Source organism: Pseudomonas sp. K5002, from assembly GCF_013386655.1.
Taxonomy (GTDB): Bacteria; Pseudomonadota; Gammaproteobacteria; order Pseudomonadales; family Pseudomonadaceae; genus Aquipseudomonas.
In genome coordinates this window covers 1-3,781 of the sequence record NZ_JACARK010000767.1, presented here as the reverse complement: position 1 = coordinate 3,781, position 3,781 = coordinate 1, and the positions used below count along the sequence as shown (strand labels likewise).

5 protein-coding genes are annotated in these 3,781 nt (G+C 60.1%); 3 read left to right on the top strand and 2 right to left on the bottom strand.

The window, feature by feature from the left end; translation table 11 throughout:
• Nucleotides 1-367, top strand: a 367-nt coding sequence (locus HX846_RS28115) for a collagen-like triple helix repeat-containing protein (protein ID WP_178966539.1), incomplete at its 5' end; no start/stop codon positions are given.
• A 175-nt stretch (nucleotides 368-542) separates the two neighbouring features.
• Nucleotides 543-2,228, top strand: a complete 1,686-nt coding sequence (locus HX846_RS28110) for a ShlB/FhaC/HecB family hemolysin secretion/activation protein (RefSeq protein ID WP_177022459.1) — start codon at nucleotides 543-545, stop codon at nucleotides 2,226-2,228.
• 115 nt (nucleotides 2,229-2,343) lie between these two features.
• On the opposite strand, the gene HX846_RS28105 is transcribed toward HX846_RS28110, so the two are convergent.
• Nucleotides 2,344-2,751: a response regulator gene (locus HX846_RS28105; RefSeq protein WP_003212897.1), complete on the bottom strand. Its 408-nt coding sequence runs from the start codon at nucleotides 2,749-2,751 to the stop codon at nucleotides 2,344-2,346.
• A 64-nt stretch (nucleotides 2,752-2,815) separates the two neighbouring features.
• The gene (locus HX846_RS28100; protein ID WP_008438993.1) at nucleotides 2,816-3,007 is read right to left on the bottom strand and encodes a Flp family type IVb pilin; all 192 of its coding nucleotides are present in this window, start codon (nucleotides 3,005-3,007) and stop codon (nucleotides 2,816-2,818) included.
• Nucleotides 3,008-3,322: 315 nt separating this feature from the next.
• On the opposite strand from HX846_RS28100, the gene cpaB reads away from it, so the two are divergent.
• A partial coding sequence (gene cpaB / locus HX846_RS28095) for a Flp pilus assembly protein CpaB (protein ID WP_178966538.1) occupies nucleotides 3,323-3,781 on the top strand: 459 nt, incomplete at its 3' end.

Sequence of the window (3,781 nt, the reverse complement as noted above, 5' to 3'; positions counted from 1 at the left end):
CGCCGCACTGAACCCAGTGACTACGGGCGTTGCCGGGCTGACCCAAAACATCGGTACCAGCACGGGTATCGGCGCACCGGTGAACGGCCTGGTGACCCAAGTCGGCGGCGCAGTCAGCGGTCTGGGCACCAACCTGACGGCAGCCAATGCCAACCCGATCACCAACGCCGTAGGCGGTACCCTGAATGCAGTGGGTAATACTGTCGGCTCGGTGGGTGGCTTGGTCACCGGAGGTACCAGCAGTAGCGGTGGCGGCCTGCTCGGCGGCTTGAACGTGGGAGCCAGCGCCTCCGCCGGAGGCACTGCAAACGCAAACACCGGTGGTGGCCTGGGCGGCTTGCTCGGCGGGCTGACCGGCAAAAAATAGAATTGCACCTGGCCATTAGACGGCCTCCCCTCCAGCGCCTACGCTTGGTTGAGACGAGAGATTCCAATGAGTCTCTCGTCTTTTTTATTGGCCAGTGAAAGGCCCTCCCGAAACGCGCCCCAGAGCCCGGCGGGAATCCGCGAAACGCTGCTGCAGTTTGACCATGGAGTGTCCTATGCGCGCCTTGACGCCTTTGTTTCTACTCACCCTGATTGCCGCCAGTGTCCACGCCGAGACACTGCCCAGTTTCCTCAACAGCAACGACACTATTCGCAACCTGCCGGTGCCCAACCTCCCCGCCGACGCCTATCGCCCGGTCACGCCACAGACCCAGTTGCCCGAGCCGGCCGCCACCCAGAACCAACCGTTGTTGATGGACACCAAAGTGACCATCCGCAAGCTGCAAATCGACGGGGGAACTATCTACCCGCTCCAGGACGTGGCCAAGGTTTTCGAGCCGTTGATTGGCCACGAAACCACCCTCGCCCAACTGATCGAAGCCACCCGCGGCATCACCCGCCGCTACCAGCAGGACGGCTACCTGTTGTCCTACGCCTACCTGCCCGACCAGCGCTTCGAAAACGGCCTGGTGCATGTGGTGCTGGTGGAGGGTTACATCAAGGATTACAACCTGAAGGGCGACATCGGTTCAGTCTCGGCCTACGTCGACAAGCTGGCGGCCAAGCTGCTGGGTGAACGCCCGCTGACCCGCAAGACCTTCGAGCGCTACACCACGCTGATGGGGCGTATCCCGGGTGTGACACTGCAGGCACAAGTACCGCCACCGGGCACCACCGATGGCGGCACGCACATGCAGATCCAGGCCAGCCGCAAGCCATTCACCACCAGCATGAGCCTGGACGAAGACAACCGTAGCGGCACGCAGGCGCTGCTGGCTGCCACCAGTAACTCCCAGACCTCGATGGGCGAGCAACTGAGCCTCAGCGGCCTGTTCCCGCCAGGCAAGGACGACGAGCATTACTACCGCCTGGGCTACAGCCAGTTCATCAATGCCGAAGGCAGCCAGTTGGTGCTCAACGCAGAACGTTATCGAGCCGACCCCAACAGCAATGTGCAACTGGACGGTGGCTTCGAACTCAAGCCGCACCAGGCGATCGACCGCTACTCCATCGGCCTGTCCCACCCCTTGATCGCCTCCCCCACCGAGTCATTGACCCTCGGCACGCGCCTTTACGCCGTGGACCAAACTACCCGCTATCAACTCGTGGGCTACCCGCTGCGCTTCGATGTGGAAACCGACCTGCGAGCCCTCGCGTTCGAGGGCGACTGGCGCAAGTCCGACGACCGCCAACTGCGGATTCTCAGCGCCGGGCTCTACCAGGGAATCAACGGCCTGGGTGCACGTACCCACAGCGATATCGAAGGCACGCAGCCGGACCTGGAATTCTTCCGCCTGCGTCTGTCGGGGGTACAAAGCAACAAGTTCTTCGACCACTGGCAAGGCGTGGCATCGGGTGCCTTCTACTGGAGCAACGACACCCTGCCCGACAGCGAACGCGCGACGTTCGGCGGGCAGAGTTTCGGGCGTGGTTACCCGGATGACCAGGGCTCGGGCGACAAGGGCTGGGGCGTGGCGTATGAGGTCAACTACAGCTTCAACCGCAGCGGTGAGTGGGTAAAAATCCTGCAGCCGTACGTGGTGCTCGACAAGGCCAAGACCTGGTTCAACGAACTGCCGGTCAAGGGCAACAACATGTCGTCAGCGGCGGTGGGCCTGCGCTTCGGGGATAACAAGTACTACAACATCGCGCTGGAAGCGGCCAAGCCAATGTCGGATATCGCCCTGGACAGCTTCAATCGGCGGCCACGGTATACGCTGAGTTTCAGCTACCAACTCTGAACCCTGTGGGAGCGAGCTTGCTCGCGAAGAACGTCCAGACAACGCGGGGAACCAGACTGCCCTCGTTATCGTTGACGTTTTTCGCGAGCAAGCCCGCTCCCACACAAGCTCGCTCCTACATCAATCTGATCTTGGGGATGGGGAAGAGGTTGTTGAGGGTGTCGATCAAGCGCACCAGGTAGATCGGCTTGCGAAACAGGTCCAGTACCTGCAGGCGCAGCATGTCACTGACATCATCCATCTCGGCGTGGCCGGACATGACGATCACCGGCAAGTGCTGGCGAGCGGTGTGTTCGCGCAGACGCTTGATCAAGGAAATACCACTTTCCTCGGGCATGCGCAGGTCGGTAATCACCAGTGCGATATCGGGGTGCAGGGTCAGCTCCTGCAAGGCAAAGGTGACCGAGGTCGCGGTAAAACAGACAAAGCCTTCATTCTCCAGCGACTCGGCCAGTTCAATAAGGGCGTCCTCTTCGTCATCCACCAAAAGGATTTGTTGCCGGGGAGCCGAAGAGGAGTTCATGTGGAAATGCCTGATACGCAATAGATCATTCAGCGGAACCTGCACGTTTAGGCGAGTACCGGGGTCAGGTATGAATGCCGGCCTGTATCGAGTTGAAGACGCCGGTTATGGCCGTCCGGATAGGTGTAATAAAAGCAGCCAGCGCCACAGCGACCATCGCCGCAACCAGTGCGTATTCGATACCCGATGCGCCCTCTTTGGAATAGAAAAAAATCTGGACTTTGATGAAACCCATGCGAATAAGATCAAGGAACATAATGACTTCTCCTTTGCGCCCACGGCGCTGGTATCGCGGCATCACAAAAATGATTTCGGTGTGCCACTAGAGCATTGTCAACAAACCCCAGACCAACAACTGTAAGAACTGATTAATCACAAAGTATTAGTCGGCCGGCTGACGCCAAAAATCCCACTTTCGCAGAGGTTTCTGGAGATATTTTTCGCCCGGTAATGGCGTTTTGTCTTAGCTGAACTACCTTCAAATAGCGAAATAGTTAGAAGCTTGAAGCGATCCGGATACGCAAGCATTAGTGGGAACAGCAGTGGATGCAGCAGGAAAGGGAGAGCCTTCATGAACAGTCGGATTAGCTTGATCCTCGCCGGGCTGCTGTTGGTAGGTGCACTGATTGCAGGCTACTGGGGCCTGGTACTCAGCCGCCCTGCCCCTGTCGCACCGCCCGTGCCCCAAACGCCTGAAGTCGTGCAACCCGTAGCCGAAGACCAGACACGCCAACCCGTGGTGGTGCTGGCCCATGACGTCGCACCTTTTGTTGCGCTCACCGCCGCCGACCTGACCCTGGAAAAACTGCGCACGGTTCCCGCCGGCAGCCTCACCAGCCTCGACCAGGCCGTGGGCAAGATCCCGTGGCGGCCGCTGTCGGCCGGGACCTGGCTGACCGAGGAGAGCTTCAACTCCGGCGGCACCGTGGCGCGAATGATCCGCCCTAACGAACGCGCGCTTGCCGTCGCCGTGGATGAAGTGATCGGCGCCAGCGGGCAACTCTCCCCGGGGGACTATGTGGACGTCCTG